The sequence below is a fragment of the Cupriavidus lacunae genome (genome assembly GCF_003353055.1).
In the GTDB taxonomy this organism is placed as follows: domain Bacteria; phylum Pseudomonadota; class Gammaproteobacteria; order Burkholderiales; family Burkholderiaceae; genus Cupriavidus; species Cupriavidus lacunae.
On record NZ_QKWJ01000116.1, the window covers coordinates 1 to 19,072 of the forward strand.

At 63.3% G+C, this 19,072-nt stretch carries 18 protein-coding genes; 6 read left to right on the forward strand and 12 right to left on the reverse strand.

Annotation, left to right across the window (positions count from 1 at the left end):
• Positions 1-269: 269 nt before the first annotated feature.
• Positions 270-1,046, reverse strand: a complete 777-nt coding sequence (locus tag DN412_RS38990) for a DJ-1/PfpI family protein (RefSeq protein WP_161564112.1) — start codon at positions 1,044-1,046, stop codon at positions 270-272.
• 869 nt (positions 1,047-1,915) lie between these two features.
• Between DN412_RS38990 and DN412_RS45185 the strand changes: the two genes are divergently transcribed.
• From DN412_RS45185 to DN412_RS39015, 4 genes are all read left to right on the forward strand, one after another.
• Positions 1,916-2,059 carry a hypothetical protein gene (locus tag DN412_RS45185; RefSeq protein WP_244223038.1) on the forward strand — a complete coding sequence of 48 codons (144 nt, stop codon included), beginning with the start codon at positions 1,916-1,918 and terminating at the stop codon, positions 2,057-2,059.
• A 596-nt stretch (positions 2,060-2,655) separates the two neighbouring features.
• Entirely contained in the window at positions 2,656-3,114 is a 459-nt protein-coding gene (locus tag DN412_RS39005) for an antitoxin Xre/MbcA/ParS toxin-binding domain-containing protein (protein ID WP_115216419.1), read from the forward strand.
• On the forward strand, positions 3,111-3,587 hold the full coding sequence (locus tag DN412_RS39010; protein ID WP_115216420.1) for an RES family NAD+ phosphorylase: 477 nt from the start codon (positions 3,111-3,113) through the stop codon (positions 3,585-3,587). Before DN412_RS39005 ends, DN412_RS39010 begins: the two co-directional genes overlap by 4 nt.
• A gap of 799 nt (positions 3,588-4,386) precedes the next feature.
• Positions 4,387-5,538 (forward strand): serine hydrolase domain-containing protein, encoded by a 1,152-nt coding sequence (locus tag DN412_RS39015; protein WP_115216421.1) that lies wholly within the window; start codon positions 4,387-4,389, stop codon positions 5,536-5,538.
• 181 nt (positions 5,539-5,719) lie between these two features.
• Here DN412_RS39015 and DN412_RS39020 read toward each other — a convergent pair whose 3' ends face one another.
• The 10 genes from DN412_RS39020 to DN412_RS39065 all read right to left on the reverse strand — a co-directional run bounded on the left by DN412_RS39020 (position 5,720) and on the right by DN412_RS39065 (position 15,755).
• The gene (locus DN412_RS39020; RefSeq protein WP_115216430.1) at positions 5,720-6,667 is read right to left on the reverse strand and encodes a pseudouridine-5'-phosphate glycosidase; all 948 of its coding nucleotides are present in this window, start codon (positions 6,665-6,667) and stop codon (positions 5,720-5,722) included.
• A gap of 151 nt (positions 6,668-6,818) precedes the next feature.
• Positions 6,819-7,280 carry a hypothetical protein gene (locus DN412_RS39025; RefSeq protein ID WP_161564113.1) on the reverse strand — a complete coding sequence of 154 codons (462 nt, stop codon included), beginning with the start codon at positions 7,278-7,280 and terminating at the stop codon, positions 6,819-6,821.
• A gap of 107 nt (positions 7,281-7,387) precedes the next feature.
• Positions 7,388-7,627, reverse strand: coding sequence for a hypothetical protein (locus DN412_RS39030; protein ID WP_115216423.1), 240 nt, complete (start codon positions 7,625-7,627; stop codon positions 7,388-7,390).
• Positions 7,628-7,892: 265 nt separating this feature from the next.
• Positions 7,893-9,308: an MFS transporter gene (locus DN412_RS39035; protein ID WP_115216424.1), complete on the reverse strand. Its 1,416-nt coding sequence runs from the start codon at positions 9,306-9,308 to the stop codon at positions 7,893-7,895.
• Positions 9,309-9,717: 409 nt separating this feature from the next.
• A complete protein-coding gene (locus tag DN412_RS39040) occupies positions 9,718-10,446 on the reverse strand; it encodes a GntR family transcriptional regulator (protein ID WP_078196420.1) in 729 nt (242 codons plus the stop codon).
• Between the two features lie 95 nt (positions 10,447-10,541).
• Complete coding sequence (locus DN412_RS39045; RefSeq protein WP_115216425.1) at positions 10,542-11,777, reverse strand: NAD(P)/FAD-dependent oxidoreductase; 1,236 nt, start codon at positions 11,775-11,777, stop codon at positions 10,542-10,544.
• Between the two features lie 3 nt (positions 11,778-11,780).
• Positions 11,781-12,104, reverse strand: a complete 324-nt coding sequence (locus DN412_RS39050) for a 2Fe-2S iron-sulfur cluster-binding family protein (RefSeq protein WP_115216426.1) — start codon at positions 12,102-12,104, stop codon at positions 11,781-11,783.
• A gap of 21 nt (positions 12,105-12,125) precedes the next feature.
• Complete coding sequence (locus DN412_RS39055) at positions 12,126-13,562, reverse strand: glutamine synthetase family protein (protein ID WP_115216431.1); 1,437 nt, start codon at positions 13,560-13,562, stop codon at positions 12,126-12,128.
• Between the two features lie 83 nt (positions 13,563-13,645).
• Positions 13,646-14,959 (reverse strand): aromatic ring-hydroxylating dioxygenase subunit alpha, encoded by a 1,314-nt coding sequence (locus DN412_RS39060; protein ID WP_115216427.1) that lies wholly within the window; start codon positions 14,957-14,959, stop codon positions 13,646-13,648.
• 109 nt (positions 14,960-15,068) lie between these two features.
• A complete protein-coding gene (locus DN412_RS39065) occupies positions 15,069-15,755 on the reverse strand; it encodes a nitroreductase (protein ID WP_052279423.1) in 687 nt (228 codons plus the stop codon).
• Positions 15,756-16,174: 419 nt separating this feature from the next.
• Between DN412_RS39065 and DN412_RS39070 the strand changes: the two genes are divergently transcribed.
• Entirely contained in the window at positions 16,175-17,032 is an 858-nt protein-coding gene (locus tag DN412_RS39070; protein ID WP_161564114.1) for an AraC family transcriptional regulator, read from the forward strand.
• 122 nt (positions 17,033-17,154) lie between these two features.
• On the forward strand, positions 17,155-17,709 hold the full coding sequence (locus DN412_RS39075; RefSeq protein WP_039010031.1) for a 4-hydroxylaminobenzoate lyase: 555 nt from the start codon (positions 17,155-17,157) through the stop codon (positions 17,707-17,709).
• Here the strand turns inward: DN412_RS39075 and DN412_RS39080 are convergent.
• Positions 17,650-18,666, reverse strand: coding sequence for a LysR substrate-binding domain-containing protein (locus DN412_RS39080; RefSeq protein ID WP_115216429.1), 1,017 nt, complete (start codon positions 18,664-18,666; stop codon positions 17,650-17,652). The genes DN412_RS39075 and DN412_RS39080 overlap by 60 nt on opposite strands.
• Between the last annotated feature and the right edge of the window lie 406 nt (positions 18,667-19,072).

Genomic DNA, 19,072 nt, shown 5'->3' on the forward strand with positions numbered 1-19,072 from the left:
GCTACGCTGCGCAGGGGATTCTCCCCGCGCAAAATCAGGGCAGCGCTGTTCCGCTGCATGTGAAGAAATGGATGCAGCTTAAACTCGGTTGAAATCTGTCTTGACCGAGGGGTCCACTTTAAATCCCCCCGATGATGACAGGTGTGTTCATATGTCCTCACGAATTTCTGGACCAAGGCAGGCATTTGCCTTGGTGACAAGTCCGTTGCGGGCAAGGCTCCAACTCGCGAGCGCGAGCCTTGCTTGACTCCGCCGCTGCCTGGCGACGATCAAGGCGCGGCAAGCCACAGCTTTTCCGTCCCAATCTTCTCCGCGTACTTGATGGCCGCTTTGAGGAGATCGGGGCCTGCTTTGCTCGGGCTGCCTGTCCCAAAGGGCGGCTCAGGGTCGTAGCACATGGCAAGCTCAGTGGTCGCAGCCACCCGGGCGCCCTTCGCTTCCTCGAGGAGCCTGATACCAAGTTCGATGCCAGCAGTGACGCCACCGCTGGTGAACACGTTGCCATCGACAACCACACGGGCCTCACGCACGAGTTCGATCTTCGGGAAGTTCTTCTCGATTGCGCCGTACACAAACCAGTGCGTAGTCGCCTTACGACCGTCGAGCAGCCCGGCTGCGGCAAGAAGAAGGGTTCCCGTGCAGGCCGACGACACGATGCGTGCGGTCTTGGCTGCGCGCCGGCGAAATTCGATGATCTCCGGATCGCCCATCGCGTCCTCGACACCAAAGCCGCCAGGGACGAGAAGAACGTCGATGTTCCCGTCATACTCTGCGAACGTCGTGGTCGGGACTAATTCGGGCCCGTTGTCTCCGCGGACGGGATTCTTGTCTTTCCAGAAAAGGAGGGTGTTACCCTGGTTGCCGATAGCGATCTGCGGCCCCGCAAGGTCCAGCAGCGTATAGCCCGGATACAGCAGAATCCCAATCGTCGGGCGGTAGTCGGGGTCGCTCGAATAAGCCATGTCAGTGTTCCCAGATGGTGATGCGGCCCCACTGGCCGCATCGCTATCAAAAGTAGGGCCGATCGACTTTGGCAGCAATGCCATAGACCCCTCGTATTCTGCCATCACGGAGCCTGCCCGTCGGACTGGCCGTCGGACCGAGCGTAGTAGGAGGTCTGGAGACCGTGGACGCCAGCCATGTGGAGAATGTGGCACGCCGCCCTTAATGAGCACGACCGTCCGCCGGGTCCATCGTCACAACCCAATAATTTCGAGATCGTGAAATTATTGATTGGGCACTGCTTCGAACTGTCGCCGGCCAGGCCTGCAGCCTAGATCTCCGTGCCTCTGTGAAGCGCTCTGCGAGAGTCTTCTCAAGGGTTTATACTTACCCTCGTCTCCTCTCTTTCTCCGAAAGGGATTCATGCCCGCCCGAGCAGCGGGCATTCTTTTGCCTGTGCTCCTGATCGACTAGTCAGAAGTTCTCGGAAAGTCAGGACTCTCTACATCGAGCGCGTGGTCGCTCGTCAGCCTCCGCAGTCGACCTGTCCCTATACTGCAGACGTCCGTGCATCGTCTCGCAGCGTATCAACATCGTTGTCGCAGGCTCCTCATCTGCGCTGGCGTCGGCAGCCTCTGCGGCGCTGCGCAGATATACTTGCCGGGAGACGATGGCGGCGATCACGATGAAGGCGCCGACGCCGAAGGCCCGGGCCAAAATCGGACGCTATCGTGCCATGGAAATCCTACGGGATAGCAGAGGTGATGGTAGCGAGACTACACGAAGCTGCCACGAGTCTGGGCTACGCCATTGCACGATTGACACCGCCTCCGTTTCGCCGTAGCGAGGCCGGGGCCCTTTAGTAACACCGCACTGGGCCGGATGAGCATGCCAAAGACGATCACGCCCTTACCGCGCGGCCAATACTGGGCCACACCCCACGCCCCCTTTCCGCTGGACGGTCCGAACGGCCATGACGAAGTCTTCCCTGGCGCCCACTGAATGGGCTACTTTCTACAAAAATGGCGAAGAAGTCTGGGCGTGCAATGCCATCTATGCCGCCGCGCATTTCGACTTTGCTGCCGTTCCGTGCGCCGGCGCGTCGACGGCCGACTGAGAGGGTCGCCGCGTCGTTAGACGTCCAACCTCACCCATTCAACATAACCTCCCAGCAACCGGCCGAATTTCGGGGGGGGCGTTATGTCAAATGAACGCAGAACCGCCTAACGATCCCGCGCGTCGACTTCGGCCGGGATGGGCATCAAGGAGGAATCGCGATCCATGGACAGGGCCGGCACGATCTGGCCGATGCGATACGTCTTCGTCATAGCGCTCTCTGGTTTTCAGTGAAGCTTTGTAAAGGCCTGCTCGCGTTTGCCCCATCTGTAACGGCGGCGCAACTGCGCGGTGCCGGCGCTCAGATCGTGCGACATGACCGGCATATTGTCTAAAGATTCGACGGCCTCACTCCAGCTGGCGTGCCCCCCGGCGTCAGAGCGGACATCCCCCGCAGCCGGCGCTTCTGCAATGGCTGCCCTGGTCAGCGGGCCTCGGCAGCTGAGCGCTGCAGTGGCGATACTAGGCTCCCTTCCACAGCCGAGCTCGCCCCGGTCTTAGCTCCTCGCGCAAACAGCCCTTCTGGGGGCAGTCTGCCACAGCAATTCTTTGGCAAAATGCCTATAATAGAATGGCATTCTGCCATGGAACCTGAGTATGCAGACCATTACTTTCCAACCGACAGGGGTAAATCAGCTGCCACGCGGTCGCTATCTGGATCTATTGAGTGATGCTTTAGGAACAAAAATCCATTCTGATGCCGACCTGGTGTCTCTCGCTGTCGAGCGTCTGCCGACGGAGATCATGGAGAGCCTTCACCGTGCGGGTCTTGCCTGGGACGAGATCAGCTTCATCATTCCGCGCCGCACGCTGACTCACCGTCGCGAAAGAGCCGAGTCCCTCACGGTCGACGAATCGGATAAAGCGATCCGACTTGCCCGGATCCTTGCCCATGCGATCAGCACGTTTGGCGAAGCCGATCGCGCGTTGCGGTGGCTGCGCGCGAGCCAACAACGATTTGGCGCCAAGTCGCCGCTGGAATTGACCGGCACCGAACAAGGTGCACGACTGGTCGAGGAAGCGATTATCCAGATTGACGAAGGATACTTCGCCTGATGCTGCTCTGGCGCATTAGCAATTATGCGGATCTCAAGGGAATCGGGGGGCTGCGTGCCGGCGGACGCTGGCATTTCGCTGGACAGCCTGTCGTGTACTTGGCTGAGCATCCTGCCTTAGCCTTCCTCGAGGTGCTCGTACATCAAGATATCAGGAAGATGGAGGATCTTCCCACTGACTACCAACTCCTCCAGATCGAGGTAGAAGACTCCATCGCTGTCGCGGAAATTTCGGACTTGCCCGAGGAATGGAAAAGCAATAATAGTTGGTCCAGAAGCGCCGGCACAGAATGGCTTGCATCGCGCTCGAGCTTGCTGCTAAAAGTGCCCAGCGTGCTCGTGCCGTATGCATCCAACTACCTCTTCAATCCCGCGCATCCAAATGCGGAAACGGTACGTATCATAGAAGCTCGGCGGGTAGACCACGATCCGCGCATCTTGTCACTGCTCAGCGAACACAAGCCGCGCACTTAAGAAGGCGTGCCTTCTCATCGTGGCGCGGTTGGTGGCTTTCGACCTAGCTCAATAAGGCACCGTTATCGTGCACTATCGCATCCGCGGCGATCGCCAGGCAGGGCGGCGCGGTGACGGGGCCGGCTCAATTGTCCTGGGTCGAATGAAAAAGGTTTCGGTTCAGCCCGATGGAATCTGCGATCTAACGGACTTCCAGGGCGCTTCAATCATCCTCCGATCCCACCTCTCGGCGCTGCAACCGAGAACGTGCGCTACCACACATAACACCGCAAAAACAGCTCACACATTGTCGCCGTTTCCTACAATTCTCCAAGATTCAGCCGATGCCAATATTGGAGGCAGCAATGACAGCCACCGTTGGAGCTATTTTCAATCTTGGTGAATGGAGTGATATCGATTCCTCAATCTGCACTAATATTATTCGAATTATATTATTCGATTAAAAAATTAAATAGCAAATGAACTACTTTTCCGGGACACCGAAATTACACAAGCCTTGAAAGCCGCACAGAACGACATCACCCGACCCCGCGTCGGGTTGACCGTTCTAACTTCAGCAAGTCAATCAATGCAAGGTGCAAGTAATCGTCAAGGCTGACGAACAAGTTGATCAGTGCAACAACGCGGTACCAGATTGGGTTGGGAAGACGCGCAGACTCTTGTGGATGCATCAATTATCTGAAAGCAGTACGGCACCCCCATCCTCGGCTATCGGGTAAAACCTGCCGTAGTGCATGAAGCGACTGCACCAGAAGCGATCTGACGTATGAGTTCCCGACGATGCACGATGGAGGTAACCATGACCTTTGACGGATCGGCCATCAAGGCGCTGCTGGACCGCGCTGTCTCAAGAGGTTCCGTGCATGGCATTGCGGCAATGGTGGTCGGCCGCGGCGGCCCGCTATTCCATCATGCTGCCGGCGAAGCCGGCGAGAACGCCATGTTCCGCAACGCGTCGATGACGAAGGCGGTGGCCACCACGGCGGCATTGCAGCTTGTGGAGCAAGGGCTGCTGAGCCTCGATGCAACTGTCGAATCGATCCTGCCGGAGTTCGGTCAGTTGCAGGTGCTGGACGGCTTCGACGGCGACCGTCCGCGCCTGCGGCCTCCTGCCAGCAAGGCCACCGTGCGTCAGTTGATGACCCATTCGGCCGGGCTGGGCTACTTTTTCTACAACCATAAGTTGATGCGCTATCATGAAGTGACGGGTGCGCCCAACCCTCTGACAGGCCTGAAGCGAAGTCTCTCGGTGCCACTTGTCAACGACCCAGGCACGGCGTGGGAGTATGGCATTAACACGGACTGGCTGGGGCTCATTGTCGAAAGGCTGTCAGGGCAAAGCTTGAGCAGCTACCTTAAGCAGCAGGTGTACGACCCGTTGGGGATGAACGACTCGACGTTTGCGCTCAGCGCCGAGCAGCGCGGTCGGCTGCTACGCGTGATGCAGCGCCAGGATAACGGCACACTCGCGCCTTCAATGCTCGATCTGCCGCCCGCGCCCGAATGGGACGCTGCCGGCCATGGCTCCTATGGCACGGTGCAGGACTATGGCCGTTTCGTGCAGGCCTGGCTCAACGACGGTGCCGGCATCCTCAAGTCGGCGACCGTGCGGATGGCGATGGAGAATCATCTCGGGCAGATCAAGCTCCCGGACCTGCAGAAGTCCACGGTGCCCAAACTGTCGAACGACGTTCCCTCATTCCCGATGCCGCAGAGCTGGGGCCTGGGCTTCCACCTCACGCTAGCGGACCTGCCCGGCATGCGCAGCAGCGGCACTGGCGCCTGGGCGGGCATCTTCAACTCCTTCTATTGGATCGATCGCTCGAAGGGCATCGGCGGAGTACTAATGACGCAATTGCTTCCCTTCCTCGACATACCCGTTATCAGGACACTCATGGGTTTCGAGGCGGCGGTGTATGAGCAAGTGGGAGCGGCTGTACTAGCGGCATGAGGCCAAAGCGGGGGCGGTGCGTTGGGCAGCGACCTGCGATTTGACCATACCCCCCCAAAGTGGTCCTTGTGGTTCGAGTAGTGGTGGATCGCTATTCGGCCGACTTGGTTCTTCGGCACTGCGCAGTCGAATAGCTTAGACGGGTCGGGGAGAGACGGCCGGAGAGCGGGCGTTCCGGGATTTACGCTGCGCCCGCCCCGCGCCCCACGTGTGCCAGCGCCAGTGCCAGCCTTGCCCCCACCTCGGCGTTGTGTTTGATGAGTGCGATGTTTGTCGCCAAGCTGCGTCCGCTCGTCAGCGCCTTGATGCGAGCCAGCACGAAGGGGGTCACGGCCTTGCCGGTGATTCCTTGCGCCATGGCCTCGGCGAGCGCCTGCTGAGTGAGCACATCGATTTCATCTGATGCCATCGCTGCCGCTTCTGGCACCGGGGTGCTCAACACCACGCCGCCCGCAAGGCCCAGGTCCCACTTGGTGCGGATGAAGCGTGCCTGCTCCGCCGCGTCGTCCAGCCTGAAATCCGCGCGAAAGCCGCTGTCACGGGTGTAGAACGCAGCGAAATTGTCTTGCTCGCAACTGAGCACCGGCACGCCATGTGTCTCCAGGTATTCCAGTGTGAGCCCGATGTCCAGGATGGACTTTGCACCGGCACAGACCACTGCCACCGAGGTCTTCGCCAGCTCCTGCAAGTCGGCCGAGATGTCAAAGGTCTCCTGCGCACCGCGGTGCACGCCGCCGATGCCGCCGGTGACGAAGACTTCAATACCGGCCAGCGCAGCGCATATCATGGTGCCAGCTACTGTCGTGGCGCCGAGCCCACCGCTGGCCAACACGGCCGGCAGGTCGCGGCGGCTGACCTTTTGTGCCTGGCCCGAGCGGCCGAGCAGTTCCAGCTCGTCATCCGAAAGGCCGATGCGGATTCGCCCACCGATCAGCGCGATCGTCGCAGGCTCGGCTCCCAGGTTGCGGATCAAGGCCTCCAATTCGCGCGCAGTGCGAACGTTCTCTGGGTAGGGCATGCCGTGAGCGATGATGGTCGATTCCAGCGCCACGAGCGGGCGGCCGGCGGCCTGTGCGGCGGCCACAGGTGCGCTGAAGGTCAACCAGGAGTGGGCAAGGTCGGCGGTCATGTCGAAGCTTTCGGCGATGTGATTCATCTGAGTGTGCAGCACAAGGCTGGCCCACGGTTTGAGGTGGAGGTGTCAGCTAAACCAATTCCCTAGTCTAAATGGCATCGGACCAAGTCATTTTCGTAACGCTGCGAAGTCAGGGGCTGGCGCATCAATCCTTGTTACGGTCTCTGCCGCGACCGTTGCCACCGTCGGCATCACGATTCCGCCCACGGTCATCACCGCGGTTACCGCCACGGCCATTGCCCCGGTCCTCGCCACGCTCGCCTCGTCGGTCCCGGCCGCGATTCTCCGCTCGCTCATCGCCGCGATTCCATCCACGCTTCTCGCCGTGGTTTTCGCCTTGATCTCCACCACGGTTCCAGCCGCGGTTGTCACGATCGCTCCAATCACCGCCCCTGTTTCGCTTCTCGTCCCGGTCCCAGCCTCGATCCCAGTCGCCGCCCCGCTTTCGGTTGCCGCCGTAGTACCTTCCGCCGTCCCAGTCGGAGTAACCGCCGCCGTAAATGGGACGCGAGTAACCGCCGTGGTAGTAGCCGTCATCGTAGGGAGCGACGGCGCAGCCGGTGAGAAGTGCTGCCGTGGCCACGGTGAGCACAAGAAGGGGTTTCATGGTGACCTGCGCTTGCAGTTGGCTAATTTGCCGCAAGGATACCGACGACACCTCCCCCAGTTGTAAGCAATCGTGTCCCACTGCGCGAAGTCGCAGCACGCATGAGGCTACAAGCCGGTCTTAGTGTTCTCGACGCAAGCCTTTGCATAAGCGATTGCTTCGGTCATTGCCTCTTCCTCGGTATTGAACGTGGCTTTGATCCTGTGTCGCAAGCCTGGGACAAACTCGTTTGCGTGATCGATTCTTCGCTCGAACAATACCGATGCCTCCCAGGCCCCAGATTTCGACTTCCAGACCGTGCAGTGGCAGTAGTACTCCGCTTCTTCGACCCAGACATGGCTCGACATGGCGACCTCCCATCGTTTCGAGGAATCCTAGCATGACGAACGAACGCCCCATCGTCTTCAGCGGCGCCATGTGATCGGCGATCAGTTGACAGCCGCGCTGGCCAATCCCGGCGGCATTCGCGGCTGGAACCGATTCGCCGAACACCCAGGTCGGATGCCACATGGATGATTACGTTTTCCTTTTACTTGTGGATGGGTGGATCGAATCCCCTGCGATAGCGGGCGTTTGCCCGCCCGCCGGCGCGGTGGCTTGCGCTGGCTCGGCTCAGACCTCCGCGCCGACGGTGCCCGGCGCATTGTGGGCGTTGCCAGTCTTTACGCGCGCCGCAAGCAGCGCCAGCGACGCGCCGAAGGCCGGCACCGCCAGCAGCCCGAAGATCGTCATGAAGCTCCACCCCAGCCCGACAAGCTGGGCCCCGAGCAGCGCCCCGCTGATGCCACCGAAGCGGCCCATGCCGAGCATCCAGGACACGCCGGTGGCGCGGCAGTTGGTGGGATAGAGCGCTGCGGCCAGCGTCGGCATGGAGGACTGCGCCCCGTTCATGCAGATGCCGGCGCCAAAGATCAGGGCGCCCAGCAGGACCAGGTGGCCGGCCCCGTAGCCCACCGCGAAGATCAGCAGCCCTGCCACCGCGTAAGCCCGCGCAACCACACGATATGGGCTGGCCCGGTCCATCAGCCATCCTGCCGCCACGGTGCCGAGGCAGCCGCCGAGGGGGAACAGCGCGGTGATCACCGCAGCGCTACGGATCGGGACGCCGGTGTCCGTGATCAGGGTCGGCAGCCAGCTGGTCAGCAGGTAGAAGACCAGCAGGCCCATGAAGTAGGTGACCCATAGCATCACCGAAGCCAGCGCGAACTTTTGCGAAAGGACCTGGCCCAGCGGTGAGCATTGCGTGGTTTCCGCCTGTTCCCTGACGACGAAGATCTCAGTGCCGGTCAGCCGTCCCGGCGCGATACGTGCCAGAACCCTGGCGATGCGGGCGCCTTCGGATCCCCGCGTCACCATGAAGCGCACCGACTCGGGCAGCATCGCGACGAGGGCGACGGCCAGCAGCAGCGGGGCAATGCCGCCGACCAGCAGCACGGACTTCCAGCCGTACGCCGGGATCAGCCACGCTGCGACAAAGCCGCCCGCAGATGCGCCCAGCGTGAATCCGCAGAACATGGTGTTGACGGCCAGTCCGCGCCGCGTGGCGGGCGAATACTCCGACATCAGCGTGACCGCGTTGGGCATCGCGGCACCCAGGCCCACGCCGGTCAGGAAGCGCATCACCGTCAGCGCCTCGATCGAGCCGGCGAACGCCGATGCCAGGCTCCAGCCGCCGAACCACACGATCGAAACAACCAGCACGATCTTGCGCCCTACCCTGTCCGCCAGCGGGCCGGCCAGCAATGCGCCGGCGGCAAGCCCGAACAGGGCGGCGCTCATGACCGGGCCCAGGTCGGCCTTGCTGACGCCCCATTGCTTGACCAGCGCGGGCGCGATAAAGCCGATCGCGGCCGTGTCGAAGCCGTCGGTGGCGAGAATCAGGAAGCACAGGACCAGGATGGTCCACTGGAAGCCAGAGAATTTATGCGAATCGATGAAGGCCTCGACGTCGACTTCAGTGGCGCTCGCGGCGCGCGAGCCAGGTAGCGACGACGAGGTCGCGCCGGCGGGGAATGAGTAGCTCGTCATGAGCGTTGTCTCCGGTTTGGAGGCGTGTGGCAGCCCGGCTGCGTGCCCCTCTGTTTTCGACTGATATCGACATGCATCGCGTGCGGGGCGTGCCCGCAGGATTGCTGTCGACTTTCGCTGGCCGGCGATGGATGGCGCGGGGTTGCCAGGGCAGGGCTCCGCTGCGATTTTCACAGGCCGGATTCAGTCTATCGAGCGGGACATGGATTGACTTGCATGCGGCGAGTCCCGATTTTGCGCGCGTATCACGCGTTGATTTCGCGCGTGGACTCCCTGCGCGGGACATGACGCCGAGGTGCGTGCCAGGCAGTGAACGCCGCCATCAACGAACAAGGCCGTGGCATTGACCGCGGCCTTCACCGCGGCCTGGCTGCAAACTTACAGGTGAAGAGGGCCTGGGAGCCCGACGCTAGGCCGCTGTCACGAACAGCCGCATTGCAGGCATGACCTGCGAGGCTTGCTCGGGGCGGTCTAGCGCGGTTTCGAGATTCAGGCGGGCAACATTGACGTGCTCGGTCGCCAGAGCCTGGGCACGCGTGCCTTCGCCACGTTTCATGGCATCGAACAGGCTGTGGTGCTGCCGATGCGCGTAGACGAGCCATTGCTGGCCTTCCTGGACCGCGGACTGCATCGGCAGCATGGCGCTGGCCGCGGCAAACGGCAGCCGGTTGTTCAGTTCGATGGCGCGTGCCAGCGCGCTGTTGCCGCTGCCCTCGACGATCAGCGCGTGGAAGCGGTCGTTCATATTGCTGTACGCGACATAGTCGTCATAGTCGAGCTGCGCCTTGGTCAGGACCCGGTCGCCCTCGCGCAGGCAATCCTGCAGGTCCAGCGACAGTTGCCGCGACAGCCCGTGCTCGGCGACCAGCCGCGCAGCCATGCCCTCCAGGTGCCCGCGTACCGCGATCGCATCCTGGATCTCGCGCGGGGTGAAGCGGCGCATCATGTAGCCGCTGCTGGGCGAAGGCTCGATCAGGCCTTCCTGTTCCAGCGAGGCAAGCGCCAGCCGGACCGGCGTGCGGGAGACGCCGAGCTTTTCGGCCAGCGGGATCTCGGCCAGACGCGCGCCCGGCTCGAATTCGCCCTTCAGGATCAGGTCACGCAGTTGAACCAGGACACGTGTCTGGTGGGATTCCATTGCACCCTCTTGAGATGGTGGCCACGGTCGCATTGCATACGAGATCGGCCAGGCTGCATGCAGCTTGCGAGATGGTACACCAGACCAGCCCTCCCCTACGCCGACAGCAGCGACTTCAGCGCCACCGCTTCGTCCGCCAGCACGGCGGGATCCGGACGCACCCTTGCGGCCACCAGGCGCCGCGCCGCCATGTGGTCCTGCGGGCGATTGACCGAATGAGCGCCGACAACCGTGCCGTCCTTCAGGTAAAGCGCCGTGAAGCGCCCCGCCGCCACATTGCCGCGCACCACCGCCTGGTCGTGGCCCGCGGAAAATCCCGTCATCTGCAGCTTGTAGCCGTACTGGTCGGACCAGAACCATGGCACCGCTTCATAGGGCGAGAGACGGCCCGCGACGGTGGCGCCGGCGACCTTGGCCAGGTCGTTCGCGCTCTGGATCGATTCGACACGCACGCACCGGCCGTCCAGCGTACTGCCCGGCGCCCACGGATTGGGATAAGCCGCGCAATCGCCCGCCGCGACGATGGCCGGGTCGCTGGTGCGCGCGAAACGGTCGACCACGATGCCGTTGTCTACCGCCAGGCTGCAAGCCTCGGCCAACTCCACGTTTGGCATCACGCCCAGGCCAGCGACGACCATGTCCGTCGGCAGGATCTCACCGGTCTCCAGCTCCACCCCGGTGACGGCATCGTTGCCTCGGAGCTGGCGGATGCAGGTCGCCAGCCGGAAGCGCACGCCCTCCTCTTCATGGGCCTGCTGCAGGAAGGTCGAGATCAGCGGCGGCACGGCACGCTGCAGCAGGCGTTCCTGCAGTTCAATCACCGTCACGTCGAGGCCGAGCGTGCGCAACGATGCCGCCACCTCCAGGCCGATAAAGCCGCCGCCGACGACCACCGCGCGCCTTGCCTGCCGCGCGCGCGCCTTGATCTCGTAGGCATCGGCAAGATCGCGCAGGTAATACACGTGGCGCAGCTGCGCACCGGCGCACGGCAGCGGCCGGCAGCGCGCGCCGGTGGTCAGGGCCAGCGCGTCGTAGTGCAGCTGGCTGCCGTCGGACAGGGAAACGACCTGCGCCTGCCGGTCGATGCCGCTGGCCGTAACGCCCGTGCGCAGCGCGATCCGCTCTTCCAGGAAGCGCTCCGGCGACTGCAGCGGCAGGCTTGAGGCGTCCACCGCATCGCAGAGGAAGCCCTTGGACAGCGGCGGGCGCTGGTATGGAGCGTGCGGCTCGGCGCCAATCATGGTGATACTGCCGGCGAAGCCGTTCGCGCGCGCGGCCAGCGCGAGCTGGGTGCCCGCGTACGAGGCGCCGATAATGACGAGTCCGCCCATGATCTACCCCTGCGTTTCCGGGACATGCACGACCAGCCCGTCGAGCGCGTCGTTGACGACGACCTGGCAGCTCAGCCGGCTGGCCGGCCGGCGTTCGGCGGCCACGCCGTCCAGCAGTTCATGCTCCATATCGTCGGGCGCGGGCAGCAGCTCCGCCCAGGGCGCATGGATATACACATGGCAGGTCGCGCAGGAACAGCAACCGCCGCACTCGGCGTCGATTCCGCGCACATTGTTGGCGATCGCGACTTCCATCAGCGTCTTTCCGCTCGCCGAAATCACGTCTTTGCGGCTGCCATCTTTCAGGACATAGGTAATTGTCGGCATGACATCCTCACTGTGGTTTGATCAGAACGTATCGAAGTACTCGCGCTGCTCCCAGTCGCTGACTTCGAGATTGAATCGCGCGATCTCTGCCTGCTTGATGTGGCAGAAGTAATCGACGAACGCGCTGCCCATGCCCTCGCGCAGGGTATCGTCTGCCTGCAGGCAAGCCAACGCTTCCTCGAGCGTCCGCGGCAACTGCGGCGCCGGGGTTTCGTAAGGCGAATCCGCCGACGGGCCCGGGTCAAGGCGGCGCTGGATGCCGTCGAGCCCCGCGATCGCTTGCGACGCGAGATAGAGATAGGGATTGGCGGCGGGCTCGCCGACGCGGTTTTCAATCCGGGTGGCCGCATCGCCCGGCCCGCCCAGCACGCGCAGCATGGCGCCGCGGTTGTCGCGCGCCCAGATCGCGCGGTCCGGCGCCAACGAATACGCCCGGAAGCGCTTGTAGCCATTGATTGTCGGCGTGGCGAAAGCTGTCGCTGCGCAGGCATGCTGCAGCAGGCCGGCCAGGTAATGGCGCCCGACCTCGGACAGGTCCTGGCCGACGGCGTCGGGCATCATTGCGTTCCCGCCGTCGCCCAGCCGCGTCAGCGACTGGTGCAGGTGCCAGCCGCTCGACACGACATTGCGGATTTTGGGGCGGCACATGAAGGTCGCATGGTAGCCATGCCGCTTGCATACCTGCTTGACGGCACTGCGGAACAGCACCATCGCATCGGCCGTGGCGACCGGCGTCGCGGGCGCGAAGGTGAATTCGAACTGGCTGGGGCCGAACTCGATCTCCAGCGAACGTACCGGCAGGCCAAGCTGCTGCACGTTCTCGCGGATCAGCTCGATCACGGTTTCGGTGGCGTCATAGCGCAGCTCGGTCAGGAACTGGTAGCCGTGCGACAACAGCTCGACTTCAGGCGGCTCGCCGGGCTGGCCGGCGTCGTCCGGGGTCATGTGCTCGCGCACCAGGCGGAACACATGGAACTCGACTTCCAGTCCTGTGACAAGCTGGTAGCCGGCCGCCGCCAGTTGCTCCTCCGCGTTGCGCAGGATACGGCGCGTGGCGAACGGCACGGGCCGGCCATCCTGGAAATACGGGTCGCACAGGATCCACCCGGCCTTCGGCGACCAGGGCAGCACCCGGAAGGTCGACGGATCGGGAACGAGCGTCACGTCCGCCCCGCCCTGCATGCCGGGCATGTCGAAGCCGCCGCCCGCGCTGAACACGGGAAAGACCGTGCGGTGCGATGTGTCCTTGGCGAACAGCGTGGTAGTCACGTTCACGCCGCCTCGTAACGCCTTGATTGCTTCTGATGCAACCAGCGTCTTGCCTCGCAGCACGCCATGCTGGTCCGGGAAGGAAAAACGCACGACTTCGATGTCTCCCCCGGCCAGCCGCTGCGCGACGTCTGCCGCGGCACGGCCATGGGAATCGGTCCAGAGACCGAATTGTTCTACAAATGCCATATGGGTCCGGCCCACCGCATCGAGCAACGCGGTGCAGCCGCCTCGGTTGGTTAATCTCGATGCGTCGGTCCTGTCGCCGCCACTCAGCCGCGCGAGGCCCATTCCGATTCGGCCCTACGCCTGGCATCGGCCCCGATCCAGTACTCGTCGGCAGGCTGGTTTACGCTGACGCCATCGATCGATGCCGGCCCGGTCAGCGTTGCCGCCTTGGCGGCGTCGACCATCATCAGCGCCTTTTCGCCCCGTTGGTGGGCTTCGATTGCCGCGACCAGCTGCTTGCGGTAGGCGATGATCCCCTTGTCAGTCGTGCCGAGGTGCTCCCGGGTGCGGTCCTGGATCGGGCCCTGCGATTCGACCGCCCACTGGTCATGGACGTTGATGTCGTGGCCCATGCCCGTGTAGGTCTGCGTGCGCTGCTCGTAGGGGTTGAAGTCATAGTGATTGCGCTTGTTCTGACGCGGCCGGTAGTCCGGCAGTTCGTACAGCGCCAGGCGTTGTTCGCGCATCTGCTGCTTGTCGACCGGCGCGGTGAAGCTGGTGAAGATGGCGTACCAGTAGCAGCTGGTGTCGTCGATGGGCACATGCCATTGCGCGATCGTCATCTCCGCGCTCATGGGGATAATGAAGGTCTGCGGGAACACCACGTTGGTCACGCGCACATGCCGGTGGCCGTCGCCGAGTTCGCGCAGCGCGGTCAGGCGCATGCCATAGTCGGTCGGCGCGATGCTGATGTCCGGGCAGTCGTACTCGCGCAGCACCTGCGTGATCGGCATCGCCGAATCGGCCGAGGCGCCGCGGAATTGCTTGCCGTAGCTTTCCGAGACGTCGTCGTCCTCGAAGAAGCGGTGCAGGAAGGACGCGTGCGCGGGATCGATGCCGACCTCGAGCGCCTGCAGCCAGTTGCACTCAAGCAGCCCCTTGAACGCGAACGTGTACTGGTCTGGGGCAATGAAGCAGTCGAAGGCCGGGAATGCCGGCGGCTCGCCTTCACCGATAAAGGCGAACAGCACGCCGCTGCGCTCGACGATCGGGTAGGCGTTCTGGCGGATGCGCTGGCACAGCTTGCTGCCGGCGGGTTCCGCCGGCGTTTCCAGGCACGTGCCGTTGCGATCGAACAGCCAGCCGTGGAACGGGCAGCGCAGGCCGCCGTCTTCCAGGCGCCCGAAGCTCAGGTCCGCGCCGCGGTGCGGGCAGTCGCGGTCGAGCATGCCGTACTGGCCGTGCTCGTCGCGGAACACGACAAAGTCCTGGCCCATCAGGCGAACCGGGCGCACCGGGCGCTCTCCCTCGAACTCATCGACCAGCGCCACCGGCTGCCAGTACTGCCGCAACAGGCGGCCGCCGGGGGTATCCGCGCCGACGCGCGTCATAAGTTCGTTCTGTTCTCTGGACATCATGATGGGGGTGTCTCCTGCTAAAGCGTCATGGAAGGTTGTGGACACGGCCACGTCCCTGATTGATGCATGGAAGTCCGGACATACGCGCCCGGCGTGCGGCTTCGACAAGCTATGCAGCCGCCGCGTCGAATCCCTGGAATGAAGCGAAGGCATCCACTGGCAGCCGGGACTGGCGTATCGCCAGTTCGGGAGCGCTGGTATCGGCGTAGCCCAGCGACATGCCGCACAGCACGAGCTCATCGTCGGGAATGGCGAGGCAGCACCGCAGCACCTTGTGGAAGCGCGCAATGGAAACCTGCGGGCAGGTATCTAGCCCGCAGGCCCGGGCCGCCAGCATGACGTTCTGCAGGAACATCCCATAGTCGAGCCAGCTTCCCTGCGCGAGCCTGCGGTCGATGGTGAAGACCATGCCCACCGGCGCGTCGAAGAAGCGGAAATTGCGCGCCGTCTGCCGGGCCCGCCCTTGTACATCGTCCGGTTGGATGCCGAGGGCCCCGTAGAAGACCTGCCCGAACTGCCGCTTGCGCGAGGCATACGGCTCCAGGCCAGCGTCGGGGTAATAGGGGTACTCCTCCGCGTGCGCCTCGGCGTGATGGCGGTGCGCCGTCTCGACCTGCGCGCAAAGGGCCGCCTTGGCGGCACCGGCCACGACGTAGACGCGCCACGGCTGCAGGTTGGCGCCACTGGGCGCATGGCTGGCAGTTCGCAGGATGTCGCGGACCACGTCCAGCGGAACCTGCCCTGGCATGAAGCGACGGACGGCGACGCGTCCTTCGATCGCGTCGCGGGCCGTCATCGGCGCTTTATCTTCCTTCACTTCTCACCCCTCTTCTCTGGCCTTGCCGGCTCCGAATGAGCTGGTCGACAGGCTTTTCGCTCCTTTTGCGGAAGCGAGTTCAGGATAGGCAGGCGTGTCCGGCAAATATTGAATGAGGCGATCGGAGATTTTTCCCAAAGAGCGCGCACTGCATACAGTGCTACGCAATCCACTTTATGGGCGTAGTGGGTGAACAAATTAAAGAGCTCTAAAATGCATAAATATCCAGAAAATCTGGCAGATAGCAGGGATATAGCGAGGCAAAGAGCCCTTCGCTATGGAGATCAGTACTTATACTTGTATGCCGTATCGTATTGACTGCATACAATTCAGTGCATCCCGACCTCCGGACAAACCAGCCGAACCGCTGGCATCCGGCCTCGATGGAGGACCCCGCCATGCTCCGCGTCGCCAACACCCCCTGCCGCAGCCGCGTCACCGCCTCCTGGGCCGGTACCGAGATCGAGGTGCTGGAATTCGGCCCGCTGGAAGACATCGCGCGCCCGATCGGCTCAGACAGGCTGTCGTTGCGCGCAGCGCTGCGCGAAGCCGGCGGCCATATCGATGCGCGCCTGCAACCGTGGAAGCCGCTCGACAATGCCTACCACGGCAACGACCACCTCAGCCTGATCGCCGGCAGCGCCGAGGCCTATGGCCACACCGAACGCATCGAGCAGTTCCGCTGTGCCGTGGTGCATTTCCCTGACGAGTTGATGCGCGACGCGTCCGACAGCGAGCAGATCCACGCCACATTGGGCACGCGGCTGATGTTCGAGCATCGCGCGATGTGGGACATCGCGGACAAGCTGGCGCAGGAATGCGTCGCCCCGGGGACGGGCCGGCGCCTGTACTGCGAGAGCCTGGTCGGCCTGCTGGCCGTCGAGATCGTCCGCTGGCGGCAGTCACAGACGCGCGCGGCCAACAAGGGTGGCCTGGCCCCCTACCGCTTGCGCCGCGTTTTCGACTACATCGAAGCCAATCTCGGCACCGAGATCGCACTGGTCGACCTTGCAACCATGGCCGAACTGAGCCTGCCGCATTTCATGCGTGCCTTCCGCGCCTCGACCGGCGAAGCGCCGCTGCGCTTCATCATGCAGCGGCGCGTCAAGCACGCGCAATCGCTGCTGCTGAAGGGCGACACGCCGCTGGTCAGCATTGCGCACGACTGCGGCTTTGCCGACCAAGCTCACATGACGACCTGTTTCCGCCGGCTTGCCGGTACCACGCCGGCGCGCTTTCGGCGGGATCGTTCCTGAGCCGCTACCGCGGCCGGAGCCGTCTTGCACGACGTTCAATTTGAGCTTGAAGTATGGTCGCTTCCGCGGCCGCCGGGCGTGTGGCATCGTTGTTCGCACCCACACTGAAGCGAGGATATCCAATGAAGAACGCTCTTCCAGTCGACAACAAGGACGCCCTGATCGCACGTTGCCTGCCCTTCCTGCAGGAAGTCAGAGACATGACACCCGGCACCGAAGTCGAGCGCTGGCTCAACGACAAGTACGGCGTGCACAGCGACCTCTACCAGGACCTTGCGCGCATGATCACTGCCGGCGTGAAGGAAGGCTGGGCGGCAGACACCGAGATCGCGGGCCGCCGCTATCGGCGCGCGCGTCTGCTCGCCCCTTGCGAGCAGACTAACTGGTTCAGCATCACCGCGGTGTACATGGACAGCACCGGCAATACGCAGCGCAATCCCGAAGACTCGTTCCGCGGCGACTACCACAGCCATCCGTATGGCGAGTTCAACATGGTGGTGGCGCTTGACGAAGGCGCGGCGCTGGCCGGCCCGAACGGATGGTGCTACGGGGGGTGGACCGCGCCGGAGCCCGGCAGTCACCACTACCCGGAAGCCAAGGGCGGCGCCGTCATCGCGCTATTCTTCCTGCCCGCCGGCCGCATCGCCTACAACATCAAGGCCCCCGACGCCCAGTGATGCCGCAATGCCCGCAAGCTCGCCACGCAGCCATTGCAGCGCGGGATCGTGTGCATTGCGGGCATGCCAGATCGCACGGACCGCGGCAACAGAGGTCGCATACGGTGTGGCGCGGCAGACCCAACCGCCCTGGCTGACGAACGCCCGGGCCAGCGGCCCGGGCACCAGCGCCAGCATGTCGCTGTTGCGCAGCAATGCGGGAATCGCCAGCGAGTGCGCGACCGATATCCTCAATCGCGGCCCCGCATCCATATCGGGAAACGCCTCCTCCAGTGACTGCCGGCTGAACATCTCCGACTGACGGGCGAGCCCGCGTTCGGTAATGAAGCCGCTGACCGCCCCCTCTTCCTGGCCACCGGTGGATACCGTCAACAGCGGGTATGTGCGCAGGTCTTCCCGCGTCACGGTGCGATGCGCGACCGGGTGTGCCTGCCGCATGAGCAGCACGTCAGCCTGCTCCCACAGTGTCGTCGTGTGGAACCGGCCCGGGACGTCGGCAAAGATCCCCACGGCAATGTCGATCCTGCCAAGGTCGATCTGGCCGGCAAGGTCCAGCCGCGTGGATGGGCGGATGCTGACATTCACATGCGGCGCCAGTGCCGCCAGGCGCTCGCTCAGCGGTGCCAGCAACAGCCATGTGATGTAGTCATTGGCAGCGACGACAAACTCGCGCCTCGCGGCATCGGGCACAAACGGCTCGATCCCGAGCGCGGCCTCGATCTGCCGCAGTGCGCTGCGCAGCGGCTCCGCCATGCTCATCGCGCGTGCTGTCGGCTCCATGCCCCGGGCTGTGCGCACGAACAGGTCGTCGCCTAGCAGGTCGCGCAACCGGCCCAGCGCATGGCTGACCGCGGACTGCGTCACGTGCAGCCGCTTGCCGGCGAGCAGCAGGTTCCTGTCCTCGAAGATCGCGTCGAACACGCGCAGCAGATTGAGATCGACTCGCCCCAGGTTCATCTAGACACTCCACCAGACCAGTGGCGAGTGTGTGGCGAGCCGCAGAGGCGCGTCTTGTGCGCTGTGCGCTCGGATTTTGTGGTACCAGCGTCAGAGCAAAATTTCCTTGGTCTGGCGTTATGTCAAATTAACAGCCTTCCTCCTGGGACACGGAGACTTGTTGGTTTATACAACTATTTGTTCCTGGTTTTTTGCAGAATTCCGTTCTCGACCAAAGGAGCACCACTGATGGCGCGCTCGCGACCTTAGTACCCGCATCAAGGTGTTGCGACCTGGATTCAGCCCATGCGGTTATACACAATTGTCCCCATCATCGACGGCTCGTAATCCTCGCAAAGTCTTCGCAGCGACATGAACTTCTTTCAGGCCAAGCCAAATCGTCTTCACGCCGGGCTCGCCATCGCTC